The organism is Sphingomonas sp. HT-1 (assembly GCF_048568905.1).
Classification (GTDB): Bacteria; Pseudomonadota; Alphaproteobacteria; order Sphingomonadales; family Sphingomonadaceae; genus Sphingomonas.
This window is the reverse complement of record NZ_CP183770.1, coordinates 2,510,224-2,527,761: the sequence shown is the minus strand read 5'-3', so window position 1 is coordinate 2,527,761 and position 17,538 is coordinate 2,510,224. Positions and strand designations below refer to the sequence as shown.

17 protein-coding genes are annotated in these 17,538 nt (G+C 67.0%); 11 read left to right on the top strand and 6 right to left on the bottom strand.

Features of this window, described 5'->3' with window-relative positions:
• Positions 1 to 6: 6 nt before the first annotated feature.
• From ACNFJ7_RS11670 to metX, 3 genes are read right to left on the bottom strand one after another with little or no spacing between them, the layout of a single operon-like run.
• On the bottom strand, positions 7 to 870 hold the full coding sequence (locus ACNFJ7_RS11670; protein ID WP_019370980.1) for a pirin family protein: 864 nt from the start codon (positions 868 to 870) through the stop codon (positions 7 to 9).
• Positions 867 to 1,460, bottom strand: coding sequence for a methionine biosynthesis protein MetW (gene metW / locus ACNFJ7_RS11665; RefSeq protein WP_019370979.1), 594 nt, complete (start codon positions 1,458 to 1,460; stop codon positions 867 to 869). The genes ACNFJ7_RS11670 and metW overlap by 4 nt, the downstream gene beginning before the upstream one ends.
• The gene (gene metX / locus ACNFJ7_RS11660) at positions 1,457 to 2,581 is read right to left on the bottom strand and encodes a homoserine O-acetyltransferase MetX (protein ID WP_019370978.1); all 1,125 of its coding nucleotides are present in this window, start codon (positions 2,579 to 2,581) and stop codon (positions 1,457 to 1,459) included. Before metX ends, metW begins: the two co-directional genes overlap by 4 nt.
• Before the next feature lie 89 nt (positions 2,582 to 2,670).
• Between metX and hisC the strand changes: the two genes are divergently transcribed.
• Complete coding sequence (hisC, locus tag ACNFJ7_RS11655; RefSeq protein ID WP_019370977.1) at positions 2,671 to 3,765, top strand: histidinol-phosphate transaminase; 1,095 nt, start codon at positions 2,671 to 2,673, stop codon at positions 3,763 to 3,765.
• Complete coding sequence (locus tag ACNFJ7_RS11650; protein ID WP_019370976.1) at positions 3,765 to 4,673, top strand: prephenate/arogenate dehydrogenase family protein; 909 nt, start codon at positions 3,765 to 3,767, stop codon at positions 4,671 to 4,673. The genes hisC and ACNFJ7_RS11650 overlap by 1 nt, the downstream gene beginning before the upstream one ends.
• 144 nt (positions 4,674 to 4,817) lie before the next feature.
• On the opposite strand, the gene ACNFJ7_RS11645 is transcribed toward ACNFJ7_RS11650, so the two are convergent.
• Complete coding sequence (locus ACNFJ7_RS11645; protein WP_019370975.1) at positions 4,818 to 5,054, bottom strand: hypothetical protein; 237 nt, start codon at positions 5,052 to 5,054, stop codon at positions 4,818 to 4,820.
• A gap of 90 nt (positions 5,055 to 5,144) precedes the next feature.
• On the opposite strand from ACNFJ7_RS11645, the gene ACNFJ7_RS11640 reads away from it, so the two are divergent.
• The 5 genes from ACNFJ7_RS11640 (at position 5,145) to ACNFJ7_RS11620 (ending at position 10,831) form a co-directional block, all read left to right on the top strand.
• Entirely contained in the window at positions 5,145 to 6,965 is a 1,821-nt protein-coding gene (locus tag ACNFJ7_RS11640; protein ID WP_026009377.1) for an ABCB family ABC transporter ATP-binding protein/permease, read from the top strand.
• An 88-nt stretch (positions 6,966 to 7,053) separates the two neighbouring features.
• On the top strand, positions 7,054 to 7,923 hold the full coding sequence (locus ACNFJ7_RS11635; RefSeq protein ID WP_152997720.1) for a hypothetical protein: 870 nt from the start codon (positions 7,054 to 7,056) through the stop codon (positions 7,921 to 7,923).
• Between the two features lie 46 nt (positions 7,924 to 7,969).
• Positions 7,970 to 8,905 (top strand): alpha/beta fold hydrolase, encoded by a 936-nt coding sequence (locus tag ACNFJ7_RS11630; RefSeq protein WP_019370972.1) that lies wholly within the window; start codon positions 7,970 to 7,972, stop codon positions 8,903 to 8,905.
• Between the two features lie 40 nt (positions 8,906 to 8,945).
• Positions 8,946 to 9,710 (top strand): tryptophan 2,3-dioxygenase, encoded by a 765-nt coding sequence (locus ACNFJ7_RS11625; protein WP_019370971.1) that lies wholly within the window; start codon positions 8,946 to 8,948, stop codon positions 9,708 to 9,710.
• On the top strand, positions 9,707 to 10,831 hold the full coding sequence (locus ACNFJ7_RS11620) for an aminotransferase class V-fold PLP-dependent enzyme (RefSeq protein ID WP_019370970.1): 1,125 nt from the start codon (positions 9,707 to 9,709) through the stop codon (positions 10,829 to 10,831). The genes ACNFJ7_RS11625 and ACNFJ7_RS11620 overlap by 4 nt, the downstream gene beginning before the upstream one ends.
• Here the strand turns inward: ACNFJ7_RS11620 and ACNFJ7_RS11615 are convergent, their stop codons facing one another.
• Entirely contained in the window at positions 10,832 to 11,260 is a 429-nt protein-coding gene (locus ACNFJ7_RS11615; RefSeq protein ID WP_026009376.1) for a CoA-binding protein, read from the bottom strand.
• 4 nt (positions 11,261 to 11,264) lie between these two features.
• Complete coding sequence (locus ACNFJ7_RS11610; RefSeq protein WP_019370968.1) at positions 11,265 to 12,221, bottom strand: P-loop NTPase; 957 nt, start codon at positions 12,219 to 12,221, stop codon at positions 11,265 to 11,267.
• Positions 12,222 to 12,294: 73 nt separating this feature from the next.
• On the opposite strand from ACNFJ7_RS11610, the gene hflK reads away from it, so the two are divergent.
• The 4 genes from hflK (at position 12,295) to ACNFJ7_RS11590 (ending at position 17,498) form a co-directional block, all read left to right on the top strand.
• Positions 12,295 to 13,371: a protease modulator HflK gene (gene hflK / locus ACNFJ7_RS11605; protein WP_019370967.1), complete on the top strand. Its 1,077-nt coding sequence runs from the start codon at positions 12,295 to 12,297 to the stop codon at positions 13,369 to 13,371.
• Positions 13,368 to 14,219, top strand: coding sequence for a protease modulator HflC (hflC, locus tag ACNFJ7_RS11600; protein WP_019370966.1), 852 nt, complete (start codon positions 13,368 to 13,370; stop codon positions 14,217 to 14,219). The genes hflK and hflC overlap by 4 nt, the downstream gene beginning before the upstream one ends.
• A 96-nt stretch (positions 14,220 to 14,315) precedes the next feature.
• Positions 14,316 to 15,833, top strand: a complete 1,518-nt coding sequence (locus ACNFJ7_RS11595) for a Do family serine endopeptidase (RefSeq protein ID WP_026009375.1) — start codon at positions 14,316 to 14,318, stop codon at positions 15,831 to 15,833.
• A 66-nt stretch (positions 15,834 to 15,899) separates the two neighbouring features.
• Positions 15,900 to 17,498, top strand: a complete 1,599-nt coding sequence (locus ACNFJ7_RS11590; RefSeq protein WP_019370964.1) for a helicase HerA-like domain-containing protein — start codon at positions 15,900 to 15,902, stop codon at positions 17,496 to 17,498.
• The last annotated feature ends 40 nt before the right edge of the window (positions 17,499 to 17,538 follow it).

The window sequence follows — 17,538 nt, the reverse complement described above, 5'->3', positions numbered from 1 at the left end:
AGTCGCTCAGCCGGCGACGATCTCCGCTACGCCAAAGCTGCCGCGCTGATAATCGGCATAGGCTTGGCGGATTTCCTCCACCGAATTCATCACGAACGGGCCATGCGCGACGACCGGTTCGGCAATCGGCGCGGCGTGGCCGAACAGGACCAGCGCCGGATCGTCGGCAGTGAGCGTGAGCGTGTCGCCCGCCGAAAGGTTCGCGAGGTGCCATTGCGGCAGGCTCCGCTCGCCCACGCGCACGCCGCCGCGCACCGCGTAGAGGAACAGGTCCCGCCCGCCGATGCCGTCGAAGCTCAGGGTGGCGCCCCGCGCCAGTTCGGCCCAGCAGAGGAACAAGCCGGTCAGCGACTCGATTGGTCCGGTCTGGCCGTCGAAGCGCCCGGAGACGAGGTGCACCGTCGTGCCCTGCCCGGCCTGCACGGCGGGAAAAGCATCGGATTGCAGCCCCACATAACGCGGCGCGGTCATTTTCAGTTGGCTGGGCAAGTTCACCCAGAGCTGCAGGATCTCCATCGGCCCGCCGTCGCGTTTGAACTCGTCCGGCGAGACCTCGGCGTGGACGATGCCGCGCCCGGCGGTCATCCACTGCACGCCGCCGGCCCGGATGATGCTTTCATGCCCCGCCGAATCGGTGTGCGCGAGCGAGCCTTCGAGGATGAAGGTCACTGTCTCGAAACCGCGATGCGGGTGCGGGCCGAAGGGGAGGCCGCGATTGTTCGCCCGATAGCGCTGCGGCCCGTGATGGTTGAGGAACAGGAAGGCGCCGATCCGCTCCAGCCCTGGCCCCGGCACGGGGCGGCGGGTGACGAGGTCGCCGATATCGTCGCGGTACGCCGCATGGGTGGCGAGCAGGGTGACGTCGGTCATCGATCGTGCCTCAACAGGAAAACGGCGTGTTCGGCGAGCAGATTGGCGAGCCCGGAGCCGGTCTGCTGATCACCCGAGAGGAACCAGGCGCCCTCGATCGCGATCCCCCGTTCCTTCACCAGCGCGCGGAAATCGTCGACGGTGACATGGTGGATGTTGGGCGTCGCATACCAGGCGATCGGCAGCAGCCGCGTGACCGGCATCCGCCCCCCGAACAGCAGCGAGGCGCGTACCCGCCAATGGGCGAAATTGGGGAACGACACGAAGGCATGGCGGCCGATCCGCAGCAGCTGCTCCAGCACCCAGTCGGGCCGCCTGGTGGTCTGCAGCGTCTGGCTGAGGATGGCATAGTCGAAGCTGTCGTCGGGATAGTCGGCAAGGTCGGTATCGGCGTCGCCCTGGATCACCGATAGGCCGCGGCCCACCGCTGCGGCGACGTTGGTCGGCTCCAGCTCGAGGCCGCGCGCATCGCAGCCGCGGTCGTCGCGCAGCGCCGCCATCAGCGCCCCGTCGCCGCAGCCGACGTCGAGGATGCGTGCGCCGCGATCCACATTGGACGCGATGATCGCGAGGTCGGGGCGGAGCGTCATGGCCGTTCTCCCGCGGCAAGGAAGCCGCCGATCACGCGGTCGAGCTCCGGGCTCTCCAGCAGGAAGGCGTCGTGGCCGAAGGGCGAGCTGAGTTCGACGAAGCTGGCGGGGGCCCCGGCGGCGTTGAGCGCATGGGCGATGCTGCGCGATTCCGCGGTGGGGTAGAGCCAGTCGGTATCAAAGCTCACCACGCAGAATCGGGCCTGCGATTGGCGGAAGGCGTTGGCGAGCAGGCCGCCATGCTCCTCGGCCAAGTCGAAGTAATCCAAGGCGCGCGTGATATAGAGATAGGAGTTGGCGTCGAAGCGGTCGACGAAGGCCAGCCCCTGGTGGCGCAGATAGCTCTCGACCTGGAAGTCGGCGTCGAAGCCGAAGGTCTTGGTTTCGCGACCTTGCAGCTTGCGGCCGAACTTTGCGGTGAGGCCGGCTTCGGACAAATAGGTGATGTGCGCCGCCATCCGGGCGACGGCGAGGCCGGCGGCGGGGGGATCCTGCGCCTCGTAATAGGCGCCGCCGCGCCACTTCGGGTCCGCCATGATCGCCTGGCGACCGACTTCGTGGAAGGCGATGTTCTGCGCCGAATGCCGTGCGGCGGATGCGATCACCACCGCGGCGCGCACCCGCTCGGGGAAGGTCGCCGCCCAGCTGAGCGCCTGCATGCCGCCCATCGACCCGCCGACCACCGCGAACAGGCGATCGATGCCGAGATGATCGAGCAGCATGGCTTGCGCGCGGACCATGTCGCGGATGGTGATGACCGGGAACTGCATGCCCCAGGGCTGGCCGGTCGCGGGGTTGATCGTCGCCGGGCCCGACGAGCCGAGACAGCTGCCCAGCACGTTCGAGCAGACCACGAACCAGCGGTTTGTATCGATCGGCTTGCCGGGACCTACCATGCGGCTCCACCAGCCGGGTTTGCCGGTGACGGGATGCTCGGAGGCGAGGTGCTGGTCGCCGGTCAGCGCGTGGCAGACGAGGATGGCGTTGCTCGCTTGCGGGTTCAGCGTGCCATAGGTCTCATAGGCGATGTCTACCGGCGAGAACAGCACGCCGCCATCGAGGCGCAACGGCCCCGGCAGCGTTACCGAGCGGCGAAGGCCGAAACGCGGATCATCGGACATATCCGGCGGTTAAGCCGGGTAGGGCCGGTGTTCAAGCTTCCCCGCCGCACGGCTTGCCAATCGGCCGCCATTCCGCCAATCCGCGCCGCATGAACGCACCCGTCCCCAAGCCCTGGGTGATGGCCATCGCCCCCTATGTCCCGGGCCGCGCCACCACCGATTCGGGCAAGCCCGCCGCCAAGCTCTCGTCGAACGAGAATCCGTTCGGCACGCCCCAGGCCGCGCGCGACGCCTATGCCGCCGCCGCGACCGAGCTGGAGCGCTATCCCGATGCCGGCGCGGTCGCGCTGCGCGAGGCGCTGGGCGCACATTACGGGGTGGAGCCCGAGCGGATCGTCTACGGCACCGGCTCGGACGAGGTGCTGCACCTCGCAGCGGGCGCCTTTGCCGGCGTGGGCGACGAGATCATCTATGTCCGCTACGGCTTCGCGGTGTACGATATCGCCGCCCGCCGCGTCGGCGCGACGCCGGTGGTGGCCCCCGATCGCGACTATGCGACCGACGTCGACGCGATCCTCGCCTGCGTGACCGAAAAGACCAGGGTCGTCTTCCTCGCGAATCCGAACAACCCGACCGGCACCTACACAGCGCGCGAGGAAATCGCCCGGCTGCACGCGGCACTGCCCAAGAGCGTTCTGCTGGTGCTCGACCAGGCGTACACCGAATATCTGGCGCCCGAGGATGACGATGGCGGCCTCGATCTCGCCCGCACCCAGCCCAACGTGCTGGTGACGCGCACCTTCTCGAAGATCTTCGGGCTCGCTTCCGAGCGGGTGGGCTGGGGCTATGCGCACCCGGACATCATCGCGGCGATGCACCGCATCCGCGCGCCCTTCGCGTTCAGCATCGGGGCAGGCCGCGCAGCGATCGCGGCACTTGGCGACAAGGATTTTGTCGAGCACAGCCGCGCGCACAACGCCAAGTGGCGTGCTTGGTTCGCCGACCAGATTGCGAGCATGGGCAACAAGGGCGTGCGCGCTGTGCCTTCCAAGGCGAATTTCCAGCTCGTCCTGTTCGAGGGCGAGGTGAACGCCGAGCAAGCCTATAAGCAGTTGATGGAGGACGGCTATATCGTCCGCTGGCTGCCGGGGCAGGGCCTGCCGCACGGCCTGCGCATCACCATCGGCACCGAGGACGAGATCCAGGGCGTGGCGGCGTCGCTGCGCCGGCTGCTCGGCGCCTGATGCTGCCCTTCGCACGTGTCACCATCATCGGGCTGGGGCTGATCGGCTCGTCGATCGCCCGGGGGGTCCGCCAGCACATGCCCAGCGTGCGCGTGACTGGCTATGACGCCGATCCGTCTGTGCGCGAAACGGCGATGGCGATCGATTTGTGCGACGACGTGGCGGACAGCGCCGGCACCGCGGTGATCGACGCCGATCTGGTGATCCTGTGCGTGCCGGTGGGTGCGATGGGCGCGGTGGCGGCGGAATTCGCCTCCGATCTGCCATCGGACGCGATCGTCAGCGACGTCGGTTCGTCTAAGGAAAGCGTGATCGAGGCGGTGCGGGCGGCGTTGCCGTTGGCAACCTTCATCCCGGCGCACCCGGTGGCGGGCACGGAGAATAGTGGGCCTACTGCCGGCTTCGCCTCGCTGTTCCATCATCGCTGGTGCATCGTCACGCCGCCGGAGGGCAGCGATCCGCTGGCGGTGGAGCGCGTAAGCGAGTTCTGGCGGCGCCTGGGCGCGATGGTCGAGACGATGGAGCCGACGCATCACGATCGCGTGCTGGCGGTGACCAGCCATCTGCCGCACCTGATCGCCTATACGATCGTCGGCACCGCTTCGGACCTGGAGGAAGTCACCCAGTCCGAGGTGATCAAATACTCCGCGGGCGGCTTTCGCGATTTCACCCGGATCGCCGCATCCGATCCGACGATGTGGCGCGACGTGTTCCTGAGCAACCGCGAGGCGGTGCTCGATATGCTTCAGCGCTTCACCGAGGACCTGACCGCGCTCCAGCGCGCGATCCGCTGGGGCAAGGGCGACGAACTGTTCGACCTGTTCAGCCGCACCCGCGCAATCCGCCGCTCGATCATTGACCAGGGACAAGACGATGCCCGGCCGGATTTCGGCCGTTCGCACGAATAGGGTTGGCGCCGCGGGAACCGGCGTCCGTCCATACAATCGTAATTCCCGCGAAGGCAGGAATTCATTTGCTGCGACGCTCGGGAACGAACCTTTGCTTCAGCGCCCATAGATCCCCTTTGCGGGATGACGAAGCGCTGGGAAAGGTCAGCCTCCTGTCACCGGCCGCTGCGGCTCTCTCGCCACCATCCGTTCGCCCTGTTGCTGACACGCCGCCTCCACGACAGGATAGTCGACATCGGTGGCGCGACGAAGCGCGCCTTCCATGGCTTCCTGGCAGGCGACCTGCGACGTATAGCGGGTGGGTTCCAGGCGAACCTGGCGGCATGCCTGCGAATCGTCGCTGCAGCCCATGATGGCCAGTACGTAGAGCAGTTGGTCCATGGCGAATGACCTCCTACCGCAATCAACGGACGGACGTCCGGCCTGTTCCCGGCGTTGCATCGCGTCTCTTCGCGTCCCAAGTTAGGCGCAATGCCTCCCGAAACACTGTCCTCCGCACCCGAGCGGCCCATGCTCGGCACTATGAAGCGCTTCCTGCCCTATCTCTGGCCGCGTCACGCGCCGGGGCTGCGGGTGCGGATCGTACTCGCGCTGCTGCTCGTGCTGTGCTCGAAGCTAGTGCAGGTCTATGGCGCGCCTTTCGCGCTGCAGGGCGCGATCGACCGGATGGCCTCGGGCCCGCGCGACGCGGTGTGGCTGATCGTCGCGCTCGTCACCGGCTATGCCGCCGCGCGGCTGGGCACGGTGCTGTTCGACAATCTGCGCAACGCGGTATTCGAGCGGGTGGGGCAGGATGCGACCCGCCGGCTCGCCTCGGACGTATTCCGCCATCTCCATCAGCTGAGCTTGCGCTTCCACCTCAACCGCCGCACCGGCGCGGTTACCAAGGTGGTCGAGCGGGGCACCAAAAGCATCGACACGATGCTCTACTTCCTGCTGTTCAACATCGCGCCGACTATTCTCGAGCTCGGCATGGTACTCGGCATTTTCGGCACGCGCTTCGGCATGTGGCTGGTCGCCGGTACGCTGGCGATGGTGGTGATCTACATCGCCTTCACCCGCTGGGTGACCGACTGGCGATCGAAGCTGCGCGAAAAGATGAACGACCTCGATACCGGCGCGGTCGCGCATGCCGTCGACTCGCTGCTCAACTTCGAAACTGTCAAATATTTCAACGCCGAAGCGCGCGAGAGCGCCCGCTACGACAAGGCGATGTCGGCCTATATGACCGCCGCCGTCACCAGCGAGAATTCGCTCGCGTGGCTCAACATCGGCCAGGCGGTGATCACCAATCTGATGCTCGCCGCAGGCATGGCCCTGGTGGTGTTCGGCTGGGCGAGCGGGCGCTTCACCCCGGGCGACGTGGTGCTGGTGTCGACGCTGCTCAGCCAGTTGTTCCGTCCGCTCGACATGCTCGGCTGGGTCTATCGCACGATCCGCCAGGGCGTGATCGACATGGGCGCAATGTTCGACCTGCTCGATACCAATGCCGAAGTGACCGACGCCGCTGACGCCCGCCCCCTTGCGATTCGGCAGGGGCATGTCCGGTTTGAGGGCGTGCAGTTCGGCTATGACGCCGATCGCCAGATCTTGAAGGGCATCGATCTCGACATCCCGGCCGGCGCCACCGTCGCGGTGGTCGGTCCCTCGGGCGCGGGCAAGTCGACGCTCGCCCGGCTGATGTACCGCTTCTACGACGTGACCGGCGGCCGCATCACCATCGACGGGCAGGATATCCGCGCGGTAACTCAGGCTAGCCTGCGCGCCGCGATCGGCATCGTGCCGCAGGATACCGTGCTGTTCAACGAAACGATCGGCTACAACATTGCCTATGGCCGCGAGGGCGCGACCCCCGAGGAGATCGCCGAGGCGGTGCGCGGCGCCTCGATCGCGAACTTCATCCAGGCGCTGCCCGACGGGCTCGACACGCGCGTGGGCGAGCGTGGGCTCAAGCTCTCGGGCGGCGAGAAGCAGCGCGTGGCGATCGCCCGCACGCTGGTGAAGAACCCGCCGATTCTGATCCTCGACGAAGCAACCAGCGCACTCGACAGCCGCACCGAGGCAGACATTCAGGCGACGCTGGAAGCGATTGAAGAGGGCCGCACAACCATCGTCATCGCCCATCGGCTCTCCACCGTGGTTCATGCTGACCGGATCGTCGTGCTAGAGGCTGGCCGCGTCGTCGAGCAGGGCACCCATGCCGATTTGCTGCGCAGAGGCGGTATCTATGCCGAAATGTGGACTAGGCAGGCACAGGAACGCGAGGAAGGCGACACCTCCGTCGCTAACTAACGCCGCGGCAAGCCGTGCGATTCTGTCGATAGACGGAGCGGATTGGCTGCAGTAGCGTGACGGCGTTTCCCGAATCGGAGCCTCATCCGTGCGCGCCCTTGTCCTCGCCTTGCTTGCCGCCGTGGTTGTAAGCGTATCTCCTGCCGCGGCGAGGCCGAAGGCTTCCGAACCGCAGGCAATGCCGTGGCGCAGCCTGCTGGAATGGCGGCCGAAGGACGGTGTTGTCAGCTATGCCAGCGGGGCGCTGCGCCTGACGATCACGCCCAGCGATGCGGGCCAGCCGGAGGATCGCGTGCCGGTCGTCACGATCACGCGGACCGGCATGGCGCCGGTGACGCTGCGCGGCGCGCCGGGTCTCGCCTGGCAGTTCGGCATCGGGCAGGTGGATGCGCGGGTGAAAGCACCGGCGGTGCTGCTGCAGAGCTTTACCGGCGGCGCGCATTGCTGCAGCGTGATCGAGGTGGCGGTGCCGATGGGCAAAGCCTACCGCGCGGTGCGCCTCCGCCATCGTGGCGTTGACGGCCGGATAAGCGACATGTTCGATGCCGTGCTCGACGCCTTTCCCATCGACCTGTCCGGTGACGGGATTGCCGATTTCGTGCTGACGGACGATGCGTTCCTGTACCGCTTCTCCAGCTATGCCGGCAGCATGCCGCCGCCGCTGGTGCTGAACATCCGCGGCGGACGCACCGTCGACGTTTCGAAAGCGCCGGGCATGCGGCCGTTGTTCCTGATGAAGATGGCCGAGGCGCGTGCCTATTGCACGGCGCCTGCGTCGCAAGACAGCGAGCGCAACGGCGCCTGCGCGGGCTATGTCGCCAATGCGGCGCGCACCGGGCAGTTCGCGACGGCGTGGAAGCTGATGCTCGCGCATTACGATCGAAGCGCGACCTGGGACAGGAAGCCGTTTCCGGCAGACTTGAAGGCCCTTCTGCGCAAGAATGGCTATATCCGCTAGGCACGGATCGGTGCCGGGTGCGTTGGCCGGATTGGGAGACAAGCGGATGCTGATACCGTTCGGAGCCGCCGGGATCGGCATATTGGGCTTGGCCGGCTGGTCTGCATGGGTAGCACGCAAGGCGGAGGAGATGGTGCCACCGGACGGCCGCTTCGTCGACATCGCCGGGGCGCGGCTGCATGTCGTCGAGCTTGGCCCAGCCCATGCCGAAGGCCCCGCGATCGTGATGATTCACGGCCTTATGGGCCAGCTCCGGAACTTCAGCCACTCGCTCGCCGGGCGGCTGGCGGAAGACCATCGGGTGCTTCTGGTCGATCGCCCCGGCTGGGGCCATTCGCACCTAGCCGGCCCCCGTCCCGATCTGGCGGGGCAGGCGCGCATGATCGCGGAACTGATCGATCGACTAGGGTTGGTGAAGCCGCTGGTCGTCGGCCATTCGATGGGCGGCGCGGTGGCGCTGTCGCTGGCGCTCGACTTCCCGGCGGTGCCGCACGCCCTCGCGCTCATCGCGCCGCTCAGTCAGGTGGCGGAGCGCCTGCCGCCGGCATTTCGCGGGCTGATGACGCCGCCGGGGCTGCGCGAGTTGCTGTCCTGGACGATCGCGGTGCCGGCTGCGCTGGCGCGGGCACGCCGGAATGCGGCAGAGGTGTTTGCCCCCGATCCGGTCCCCCGTGATTTCGCCACGGCCGGCGGCGGCGCGCTGGCCGCGCGGCCACAAGCCTATCAGATGGGCAGCTTCGAAGTGAATATGGCGACGCGCGCGATGCAGACGCTCGTCCCACGCTACGGCGAGATCACGCTGCCGGTATCGATCCTGTTCGGCCGGAACGACAATGTGCTCGATCCCGCGCGCCACGGCGAGCGCACGGCACGGGAGATCGTCGGCGCGCGGCTGACGCTGATCGATGGCGGCCACATGCTGCCGGTGACGCACGCGGCGCAGACCGAAGCATGGCTGCGGGCGGTGCTGGCCGGCCGATAACCGGCTCGACCCATTCGGCATTGCAAGCTAGCCTTGCGGGATGACCGAAGCGATGACTTATGGGCGCTATCTGGCGCTCGACGATCTGCTCGCCGCCCAGCATCCCCGTTCGGACCGGCACGACGAGCTGTTGTTCATCATCATCCACCAGACCAAGGAATTGTGGCTCAAGCAGATACTTGCGGAACTGCGGCTCGCCAAGGCGCTGGTGCGTGACGGCAAGCTGATCGAGGCCTACAAGGGGCTGGCGCGCATCAGCCGCATCCAGGCGGTGATGACGCTCAGCTGGGACGTGCTGGCGACGATGACGCCCAGCGATTATACCCGGTTTCGCCAAGTGCTGGGCCCCAGTTCCGGCTTCCAATCCGATCAGTTTCGCGCGGTGGAGACGATGCTCGGTCTGCGCGGTGGCGGGGTGCCGGGGCCGCTGACCACCGCGGCCGCCGCCGAGCCCAGCCTGTGGGACGATGCGAATGCGGCGATGGCCGCTGCCGGCTTTCCGCTTCCGGCGGAGGCGCTGGCGCGGGACTGGCCGCAGCCCTATGCACCCAGCGAAGCGGTGCGTGCCGCCTGGGCCGAGGTGTATCGCGACCCGACTCGCCATTGGGATCTGTACCAGCTCGCCGAGAAGCTCGTGGATATTGACGATGCGCTGGCCACCTGGCGGCACAAGCATGTGCTCACGGTGAGCCGGGTGATCGGCGGCAAGCCCGGCACCGGCGGCACCGCCGGTGTTTCCTATCTGGAATCGACGCTGGCCAAGCGCGCTTTTCCCGAACTCTGGTCGCTCAGGACGGACCTGTGAGCGGCTGGAAGCATCTGTTCCAGCGCGCCATCGCCGCTGCCCCCGATCGGCTGCATTTCGCCGCGCACAGCCACCATCTGTGGCCCGATGCGTCGTGGTTGGGGCAGCAGGCGGCATGGGACGATGCTGCGCGCCTCGCCGATCGCAAATGGGGCCGCGTGATGGACGAGATCTGGCCGGCGGCTCAGGCCGAAGTCGCTACCGAACTGCGCCTGCCTGATCCATCCACCGTGGTGTTTGCCGCCAACACGCACGAATTGCTGCTGCGCGTCGTCTCGGCGATGGCGCCGCGCCGGCCGCTGCGCATCCTGGCAACCGACGGCGAGTTCCACAGCTTCCGCCGCCAGTCGCTGCGCTGGGAGGAAGCGGGCACGGCCAGGGTGACGCGCGTGCCGATCGCGCAGATCGTCGCGACGGCAGCGGGGGGCGATTTCGACCTGATCGTGGCCAGCCACGTCCAGTTCGGCACCGGACATATCTTTGACGGCATCGCCGATCTTGCCGCGCTCGCCCGGCCCGACGGGCCTTGGGTACTGATCGACGGCTATCACGGGTTCATGGCGGTCGAGACCGATCTGTCGGTGGTGGCCGATCGGCTGTTCTACGTCGCCGGCGGCTATAAATATGCGATGGCGGGCGAAGGCGTCGGCTTTCTCCATGCGCCGCCGGGGTTCGGGCTCCGGCCGGAACTCACCGGCTGGTATGCCGAATTCGAGGATTTGGCGCTGCCGCCAGGCACAATCGGCTATGCGCCCGATGCCCGGCGCTTCTTGGGCGCGACGTTCGATCCGTCCGGGCTATACCGGTTCCTTGCGGTGCGCGAGATGCTGGCGCGTGAAGGTTTGACGACGGGCGCGATCAACGCTCATGTCGCACCGCTGCGCGCGCAACTGTTGGATCAATTTCCCCTCGACGCCGAACAAATCAATCCTGCCGCGCCGGATGCACCGCAGGCGCGCTTCGTGGCGTTGCGTTCGCGCCATGCCGCCGCCTGGCAAGCGGCGCTGGCAGCGGAGGAGATCGTAACCGACGTACGCGGTGACGTGCTGCGCATCGGGCTGGGCCTGTATCAGGACAGCCGTGACGTGGCGCGGCTTGGCGCCGCGCTTGCCCGGCTTTGACTAGGCGACGGGAGCGAGGCCCAGGCGACGGATCTCGATTGCCGGGCAGCGGTTCATCACCACCTTGAGGCCAGCGGCTTCCGCGCGGGCCGCCGCGGCTTCGTCCACTACGTCCAGCTGCATCCATACCGACTTGGCCCCGGCAGCGATGGCGGCATCCACCGCTTCGCCTGCCTGTTCCGAGCGACGGAAGATATCGACCATGTCGATCGGGACGCCGATCTGACCGATATCGCGGAAGACGAACTCGCCGTGGATATGTTCACCGGTAATCTGCGGGTTCACCGGGATCACGCGATAGCCGTGGCGCTGGAGCAGCAGCATCACGCCGTTGCTCGGCCGATTCGGTCGATCGGATGCGCCAACCATCGCAATGGTCCGCGTTTCTTCGAGCAGTGCCCGTATGTCTTCGTCGCGAGTCAGCGGCATCATGTTACCTCTTGACCCATTCATAGACGGAATCGGCCAAGGCGCCAAATGGCGCCGCCGTATCGCCGTCGCCGGCCGCGGGCGGCGTGCCCGCATCGGAGGCGGCGCGGATCGCCATGGTGAGCGGGATGCGCGCGAGGAACGGGATGCCGAGCGTGCCGGCCGCCGCCTCCGCTCCGCCGCTGCCGAATGGATCCGAAATGCCGCCGCAATGTGGGCAGCAATAGCCGGCCATGTTTTCGACCAGCCCGACGATCGGCACGCCCGCCTTGTTGAACAGATCAATCGCGCGGGTGGCGTCGATCAGCGCCAGATCCTGCGGCGTGGAAACGATCACCGCGCCGGCAGGCTTGTGCTTCTGGATCATGGTCAGTTGCACGTCGCCGGTGCCTGGCGGCAGATCGAGCACCAGCAGCTCGGTATCGCCCCAATCGGCATCGACCAGCTGGCCCAGCGCGCCGCCCGCCATCGGCCCCCGCCATGCGATCGCCTGCCCTTCGGCCACAAGGCCGCCCATCGAAAGTAGCCGCACGCCGTGCGGAGTCTCCACAGGGAGCAGCGTCTTTTCGCGCGCCTGCGGTCGCACGCCTTCAACCCCCATCAGCTTTGGCTGGGACGGCCCATAGATATCGGCGTCGACCAGCCCGACCTTCAGGCCCCTGCGCGCCAGTGCGATGGCGAGATTGGCGGCCACGGTCGATTTGCCCACGCCGCCCTTGCCGCTGGCCACGGCAAGGATGCGTCGGGTGCGCCGCTCGCTGGTGCGCAGCACGCGCACCTCCGCCACCTCCGGCAGGGCGGCGGCGGCGGCGCGCACATCTTCCTCCAGCGCCGCCTGAACCTCTGGCGCGAGGCCGGTCACGTCGAGGACGATATCGACGCGGCTTCCGGCCAAGCGGGCTGTGGCGCGGCCGGCGGAAACGGAGGCGAGCGCGGCGGAAAGACTGTCTGGCATGGTCATGGCGCCGGACACATAGGGAGACAATCGTCGGCTGCCACTGTAAATCCGCAGATCCATCCTTATAAAGGCTGGCATGGCGAATAGTTCTGGCCGCGATATCTTGTCCGGCACCTTCCACAATGAGGCGCCGAAAAGCCCCTGGGGCAGCGGCAATGGCAGCGGCGACAAGGGCGGCGGGCCGCGCAATCCCTGGTCCGTGCCGCCCGGCGGCCGGCGAACGGGCGGCAGCGGCCCCAGCGCGATCGACGAACTGTGGCGCCGCGCCCGCAATGGCGGGGGCGGCGGTTTCCCCGGCGTACCCAGCGGATCGCGTCTGTGGCTGCTGATACTCGCAGCGCTGATCGGCATTTGGGTGCTGTTCACCTCGATCCATCCGATCGGGCCACGCGAAAAGGGCGTGGTGACGTTTCTGGGCCGCTATTCGGGCACGCTCGATCCAGGCATCCAATTCACTTTGCCGGCGCCGTTCCAGTTGGTCGAAGTCGTCGATGTGGGCAACATCCGCACCGAGAACTTCCCGGCCAGCGGCGAAAATCTGGTGCTCACCGGCGGCCAGAACATCGTCGATCTGGCCTATTCGGTACGCTGGGACGTGCGCAGCGCGCCGCTTTACGTGTTTCAGCTGGCCGATCCGCGCGAAACGGTGCGCGCGACGGCGGAAAGCGCGATGCGCGCGGTGATCGCCAATACCTCGCTGAACGAGGCGATCGGCGAAGGCCGATCGCAGATCGAGGCGGAGGCGCAGGTGTTAATGCAGCGCATCCTCGACGAATATCAGTCCGGCATCCGCATCCAGGGCGTGGCGGTGCAGAAGGCCGCGGCACCCAGCCAGGTCGATGAGGATTTCAAGGCAGTGACGGCCGCCAGCCAGGAAGCCGAATCGAACCGCAACAACGCCAATGCCTATGCCCAGCGCGTGATCGCAGCGGCGCAAGGCGAGGCGGCCGAGTTCGACAAGATCTACGAACAATATCGGCTTGCGCCCGAAGTTACCCGGCGCCGGCTCTACTATGAAACCATGGAGTCCGTGCTGGCTCGCACCAACAAGACCATCATCGAGGCGCCCGGCGTGAACAGCTATCTGCCGCTGCCGCAGCTGCGTAACCGGCAGCAGGCCGAAGGTGATGCCGCGAAGGGAGATGCCAAGTGACCGGTTGGATTCGCAACCCGATCTCGCTCGTCGTCGCGGTGATCCTGCTGCTCGTCCTGCTGATGAGCACGGTGTCGATCGTGCCGGAGACCAAGCAGGCGGTGGTTCTGCGGCTGGAGAAGCCGTATCGCACCGTCAACGCCTATCAGACGGGCGAGAATTTCGGCCGCACGGGCGCCGGACCGGTGTTCCGCATTCCGTTCGTTGATCGCCTAGTCTGGGTCGACAAGCGCGTGCTCGATGTCGATCTTCCCGGCGAGCCGGTGCTGTCGACAGACCAGCTGCGGCTCGAGATCGATGCTTATGCCCGCTATCGCATCACTGATCCGCTACGGATGGTGGTTACGGTCGGCAATGAGGAGCGGTTACGCGAGCAGTTGCAGCCGCTGCTGCGCTCGTCGCTGCGCAACGAGCTGGGCCGCCGCCGTTCGGAAGTGCTGCTCAGCCCCGAACGCGGGCAGGTGATGGACAATATCCAGGCATCGCTGCAGCGCCTTGCCAGCCAATACGGCGTCGCGATCGTCGATGTCCGGATCAAGCAGACCGAGCTGCCCTCGGGCTCCCCGCTCGACAGTGCGCTGACCCGCATGGCCAGCGCCCGTCGGCAGGAAGCGGAAACGATCAAGGCGCAGGGCTTGAAGGACGCGCAGATCATCCGCGCCAACGCGCAGGCGCAGGCGGCGGAAATCTATGCGGCGGCGTTCAACAAGGATCCGAAGTTCTACGATTTTTACCGCGCCATGCAGTCGTACCGGACGACCTTCCTGAGCCCTGACGCAAAGGGCGAGTCGCAGATCATTCTTTCACCGAACAATGCGTATCTGAAGGAGTTCACCGGGCAACGATGAGCCTGTCCGGCCGTTCATATTCAATTCCGGTTCAGCCGCGCTGCGTACAAGCGCGCGATGAGACGAAGACTGTTCCTTTCGAGAGGAAATGATCCCGTGCGTTACGCCTACGCCTTGACTACTGCGGTTCTCCTGGGTGGCGCCGCCACTGCGCTTTCGCTCAACCAGCCGGCCGGCGCGCAGACCGCGCAGAACGAACCGGGCACCATCCAGGCGGTCGCGCCCAAGGCCGGTGCACCGATGAGCTTCGCCGATCTGGTGGCGCGCCTCCAGCCGGCGGTGGTTAATATCTCCACTACCCAGCGGGTGCAGGTGAATGCCAATCCCTTCGCGGGCACGCCGCTCGAAATGTTCGGCTTTGGCGGCGGCCAGGGCCAGCCGGTGACGCGCGAGGCGCAGTCGCTCGGTTCCGGCTTCATCATCTCCGCCGATGGTTATGTCGTCACCAACAACCACGTGATTTCCGCCGGTGCGCGCGGAGCGGTGGTTGAATCAATCACCGTCACGCTCGCGGACGGCCGCGACTTCAAGGCCAAGTTGATCGGCCACGATGCCGCGTCCGACCTCGCGGTGCTCAAGATCGACGGTGCGGCGCTGCCCTTTGTGAAGTTCGGCGATTCGAGCCGCGCGCGCGTGGGCGACTGGATCGTTGCGATCGGCAACCCGTTCGGGCTGGGCGGCACCGTCACCTCGGGCATCATCTCGGCTACGCACCGCGTCACCGGCGCAGGGGCCTATGATCGCTTCATTCAGACCGATGCCTCAATCAACCGCGGCAATTCGGGCGGCCCCATGTTCGATCTGAACGGCAACGTGATCGGCATCAACTCGCAGATTTTGTCGCCCACCGGCGGGAATGTCGGCATCGGCTTCGCGATTCCGGCCGAGGAAGCCAAGCCGATCATCGACAAGCTGATGAAGGGCCAGTCGATCACCCGCGGCTATCTCGGCATCGCGATGCAGGATCTGACCAAGGATCTGGCGGCCGGCTTCGGCCTGCCCTCCGATCGCGGCACCCTGGTCGCGCGCGTCGAGCCGGGCCAGCCGGCTGAGAAGGCGGGCATCAGGCAAGGTGACGTTATCGTCAAGGTCAATGGCAAGGACGTGACCCCCGAACAGACGCTGTCCTACATCGTTACCAATGTGCCGCCGGGCACGCGCGTACCGGTGGAGCTCATTCGCGACGGCAAGCGCCAGACCGTGACCGTCACCGTCGGCACGCGTCCGCCGGATGAGCAGCTTGCCCAGTTCGACCCCAACGACCAGGACGGCGGGCAGGGCGAAGATGGCGACGACAGCTCGGCGACGGCGCCCAGCGCCGCGCTCGGCATTGGCGTGACGCCGCTGACCCCGCAAATTGCGCGCTCCGTCGGCGTCGATCCGTCGATCGGCGGCCTGGTGATCCTGGGCGTCAATCCGAGCAGCGACGCGGCGGGCAAGGGTCTGCAGCGCGGCGACGTGATCGTCACGGCGAACCAGCAGCCGGTTCGGACAGCTGCCGACCTCAGCCGGATTGTCGCGGCAGCGAAGGCCGCCGGGCGCAGGCAGATCGTTGTTTTCGTTCAGCGCCGGAACCAGGGCAACTACTTCCCGCTTGGTATCACCGGCAACTGATTCGCCGCAAAGCGGCTGACCAGGCCCCGCTTTTTGCCTATGCCTGCTCCGGACAAGGAGTAGAACATGGCGCAGGAAGCGGGCCTTTTCGTGGGCGCAGCAGGCAGTGAGCGGATCAACCTCAACCTGCGGCGCGCCAATCGTCACGGGCTTATCGCGGGCGCGACAGGCACCGGAAAGACGGTGACGTTGCAGGGACTGGCGGAAGGCTTCTCCGCCGCCGGCGTGCCGGTGTTCGTGGCGGACGTGAAGGGCGATCTCGCCGGCCTGGGCATGGCCGGATCGCCGCTCGCCAAGCCCCACACGACCTTCGCCGAGCGCGCCCGGGCGATCGCGGACGGCGACTGGCAGTACCGCGCGATGCCGGTGCAGCTCTGGGACCTTTTCGGCGAGCAGGGCCATCCGATCCGCGCCACCGTGTCCGAAATGGGCCCGCTGCTGCTCGCGCGGCTGATGAACCTGAACGAAGTGCAGGAAGGCGTGCTGACCATCGCCTTCCATGTCGCCGATGCCGAGGGGCTGCTGCTGCTCGACCTCGACGACCTCCAGGCGATGCTGGCGCATTGCGCCGAACGCGCCGACGAACTCGGCACCACCTATGGCAATGTCTCGAAGCAGAGCGTCGGCGCGATCCAGCGCCAGCTGCTTCAGCTGCGCACCCAGGGCGGAGCGCACTTCTTCGGCGAGCCTGCGCTCAGCATCCAGGATTTCCTGGCGCTGGACGACAGCGGGCGCGGCGTGATCAACATCCTCGCCGCCGACAAGCTGATGGCGAGCCCGCGGCTCTACGCCAGCTTCCTGCTCTGGCTGCTCTCCGAACTGTTCGAAACGCTTCCCGAGATCGGCGATCCCGACAAGCCGGTGCTCGTCTTCTTCTTCGACGAAGCGCATCTGCTGTTCGACGACGCGCCCAAGGCGCTGCTCGAGAAGATCGAGCAGGTGGTGCGGCTGATCCGCTCCAAGGGCGTCGGCGTCTATTTCGTCACCCAGAACCCGATCGACATACCCGAAGATGTGGCCGCCCAGCTCGGCAACCGCGTCCAGCACGCGCTGCGTGCCTTCACGCCGCGCGACCAGAAGGCGATCCGCGCGGCGGCCGAGACCTTCCGGGCACGCGACGGCCTCGACGTGGCGACTGCGATCACCGAGCTGGCGGTGGGCGAGGCGCTGGTCTCGCTGCTCCAGGCCGATGGCGCCCCCGCGCCGGTTTCGCGCACATTGATCCGGCCCCCTGCCTCGCGCGCCGGCCCGCTGGCACCGGATGAGCGCAAGATCCTCGTCGAAACCGACGCGATCGGATCGAGATACGACGTGACGATCGATCGCGAATCCGCCGAGGAACTGCTGGCCGCCAAGCGCGCCGAGGCCAGCGCTGCCGCCGCCGAGATTCAGGCGCGCGATACCGCCGAGAAGGCCGCCGCCGCGCAGGCGAAGGAGGATGCCCGTCGCGCCAAGGCGGCGGAGCGCGCCCGCATCGCCGCCGAGCGCGAGGCGGCGAACCATCCGCTGAACCGGGCGATCCGATCGGCATCGCGGTCCGCGTCCTCCGCCGCCGGCCGGGCGGTGGCGAACGAAGTGAGCAAGGCGGTGTTCGGCAGCAAAAGCGGCGGGGGTGTGCTGGGCCAGGTGGTGCGCGGCGTGCTGGGCGGGCTGTTCCGCGGCTGACCCGAGGGAAAGCCCTGTTCTTTCGCGAGCGCCGGTGCCA